We start from the raw sequence: 3,039 nt of genomic DNA, 5'->3' as shown, positions 1-3,039 counted from the left end.
CCTCCGCCAGGGCCTCGGCGATGGCGAGGTAGTGGGGCTTCCCCCAACGCTTCAGGTCGGGCGCCCATGTCCCGCTCACGACATGCGAAGGCGTCGGTCGCCCGTCTCGAGTTGCTGAGGCCATCCGTTCTCCAAGCACACCATCAAGATGCGATCAATGCCTGATTGTATGGGTAGCAAGCACCGTACCGTGTCGTTACCCGAATGAGTTCAAGCAGCAATACATTCAATACAATCAATCTATGCAGTCAGAATAGGCATGCCATGACGCCCCCGCGTGCATCTGCCGATCTGGATACCATTCGAAGATAAGTATCCTGGACCAAGGCGCCAGCCTCATTGAATGCACCATTGAATGCATTCTACTTGAGGGCATTGATGGTTTTATTGATCGGCCGTCATTGGCATGTCGCTTGCCATGGAGGGATGTGACCACCCGAGGCTTCGGCTGACGCGGTCCAACCCATCACGGAGCGAGATCCATGCCGGCAGTGAATCGCGAGCCCCACAAGAAGGGCGACTACCTGGTCGACTACGAGGAGAAGGTCTTCGAGGACGTGAAGGCCGAGCCGGGCCAGAAGGCCCTCGTCACCTTCCACACCGTCGCCTTCGAGGGCTCCATCGGCCTCGTGAACCTCCTCCAGGCCACCCGCCTGCAGCGCAAGGGCTTCGAGACCTCGATCCTGCTCTACGGTCCCGGCATCACCCTCGGCGTGCAGCGCGGCTTCCCGCGCCTCGGTGACGAGGCCTTCCCGGGCCACCTCAACTTCAACAACCAGCTTGAGAAGTTCATGGCCGAGGGCGGCAAGGTCTACGCCTGCCGGTTCTCGACTCAGGCTCTCTACGGCCACGGCGAGGCCGCCTTCATCGAGGGCATCCGCATGATCAACCCCCTCGACGTCCTCGACTGCATGCTCCTGCACAAGCGCGACAACGCGGTGATCATCGACACCTGGACGCTCTGAGCGGGCCCTCGGCCCATCGACCGGGACGTTGCACCCGGCGGCCGCGCACGACGCGGCCGCCGCCACCGCCGGAGAATCATCCATGTCTGAGAACCGGATCGTGCGGGCCGCCGCCGTTCAGATCGCACCCGACCTCGACCGGCCCGAGGGCACACTCGAGCGCGTGCTCAACGCCATCGACGCGGCGGCCGCCAAGGGCGCGCGCTTCATGGTCTTCCCCGAGACCTTCGTGCCGTACTACCCGTACTTCTCCTTCGTGCTGCCGCCGGCCCTGCAGGGCGCTGAGCACCTGCGCCTCTACGAGCGCGCCGTGGCGGTGCCGGGACCCGTCACGGACGCCGTCTCGGCCGCCGCCCGCCGCCACGGCGCCGTGATCGTGCTCGGGGTCAACGAGCGCGACCACGGCTCGCTCTACAACGCGCAGCTCGTCTTCGACGCCGACGGCACCCTGGCGCTGAAGCGGCGCAAGATCACGCCCACCTACCACGAGCGCATGGTCTGGGGTCAGGGCGACGGCGCCGGGCTCACGGTCGTCGAGACCGCGGTCGGCCGGGTCGGAGCCCTGGCCTGCTGGGAGCATTACAACCCGCTGGCTCGCTACGCCCTGATGGCCCGGCACGAGGAGATTCACGCGGCTCAGTTCCCGGGCTCGCTGGTCGGCCAGATCTTCGCCGACCAGATGGAGGTGACGATCCGCCACCACGCCCTGGAGGCGGCCTGCTTCGTGGTCAACGCCACCGGCTGGCTCACCGACGAGCAGGTGGCGCAGGTCTGCCCGGACGAGCGCCTGCGGGGCGCCTGCCGGGGCGGCAACTGCACCGCCATCGTCTCGCCGGAGGGCCGCCACCTCGCCGAGCCGCTCGGCCCCGGCGAGGGCATTCTCATCGCCGACATGGACCTCGCGCTCGTGACGAAGCGCAAGCGGATGATGGATTCCGTCGGCCACTACGCCCGCCCCGAGCTTCTCAGCCTCCTGCACGACGACCGTCCGGCCTCGTTCGTGCACCGGCCGACCCGTTCGCAACATCAATCCCGGAGCCTCGACCATGAGCAGTTCCCCGCTTCCGACGAGCCTTCCCACGCTTCCGCCGGTCATGTCGGGTCTGGTCGGGATGCCGACGGAACGCCTGATCAACGCGTTGCAATCCTACGGCGTTAGGCTCGCCGACAGCCGGTCCGGGGCCCCGAGCCGGCGCGGCGGCGCCGGGCCGTCCGACCACAAGGCGATGACCATCGCGGGCCGGACCGTGATGGTGCCGGTCCATACCGAGGCGGCCTTCGACTCGCCCTTCCTCGTGCGTCGCCCGGACCTCGACGGAGTCTCGGTGATCGAGCATGACGGCGCGGTGATCGGCCGGGTGACCTTCCCGGGCAAGCCGCGCTTCTACGCGCTCTCGACCTTCGACGGGGTGCCGTACGCGAAGATCGCCGTGCTGCACGGGCGGGACGTGCTCGCCACCACGGTGCTGCAGACCTGCATCCGCTACGCCAGCCGGACCAAGACCTGCCAGTTCTGCTCCATCGGCCAGTCCCTCGCCGCGGGCCGCACCGTCGCGCGAAAGACCCCCGAACAGCTTGCCGAGGTCGCCCGCGCCGCCGTGCTGCTGGACGGCGTCAAACACATGGTGATGACCACGGGCACCCCGAACGCCACCGACCGCGGCGCCTCCATCCTGTGCGAGAGCGCTTTCGCGGTGAAGGCGGCGGTGGATCTTCCGATCCAGGCGCAATGCGAGCCGCCGGACGACGACCGCTGGTTCGAACGCATGAAGGCGTCGGGCATCGACGCGCTCGGCATGCATCTGGAAGTGGTGACGCCCGAAGTCCGGGCCCGGATCATGCCCGGCAAGGCCAGCGTCCCCCTGGAGCGCTATTACGATGCCTTCGCGGCGGCCGTACCGGTCTTCGGGCGGGGCCAGGTCTCGACTTACATCCTGGCGGGTCTCGGCGATGCGCCTGAAGCGATCCTCGCGATGGCCGAGCGCCTGATCGGGATGGACGTCTATCCCTTCGTCGTACCCTTCGTGCCGATTTCGGGCACCCCCTTAGAGAGCCATCCGGCACCGTCGCCGGA

General features: G+C 67.5%; 3 protein-coding genes. All 3 read left to right on the top strand.

Annotated features, from left to right (window positions below; genetic code table 11):
• The first annotated feature begins 482 nt into the window (after nucleotides 1-482).
• Nucleotides 483-965: an MSMEG_0572/Sll0783 family nitrogen starvation response protein gene (locus MFF30_RS25740; protein WP_238283118.1), complete on the top strand. Its 483-nt coding sequence runs from the start codon at nucleotides 483-485 to the stop codon at nucleotides 963-965.
• An 82-nt stretch (nucleotides 966-1,047) separates the two neighbouring features.
• Nucleotides 1,048-2,124 carry a Nit6803 family nitrilase gene (locus MFF30_RS25735; RefSeq protein WP_238283116.1) on the top strand — a complete coding sequence of 359 codons (1,077 nt, stop codon included), beginning with the start codon at nucleotides 1,048-1,050 and terminating at the stop codon, nucleotides 2,122-2,124.
• The coding region (locus tag MFF30_RS25730; RefSeq protein ID WP_238283115.1) for an MSMEG_0568 family radical SAM protein at nucleotides 2,078-3,039 on the top strand (962 nt) is incomplete at its 3' end. The genes MFF30_RS25735 and MFF30_RS25730, both read left to right, overlap by 47 nt.

This window comes from Methylobacterium goesingense (genome assembly GCF_022179225.1).
Taxonomy (GTDB): Bacteria; Pseudomonadota; Alphaproteobacteria; order Rhizobiales; family Beijerinckiaceae; genus Methylobacterium; species Methylobacterium goesingense.
Note: the sequence above shows the minus strand (reverse complement) of the source record. Positions and strands in the feature narration are given on the sequence as shown.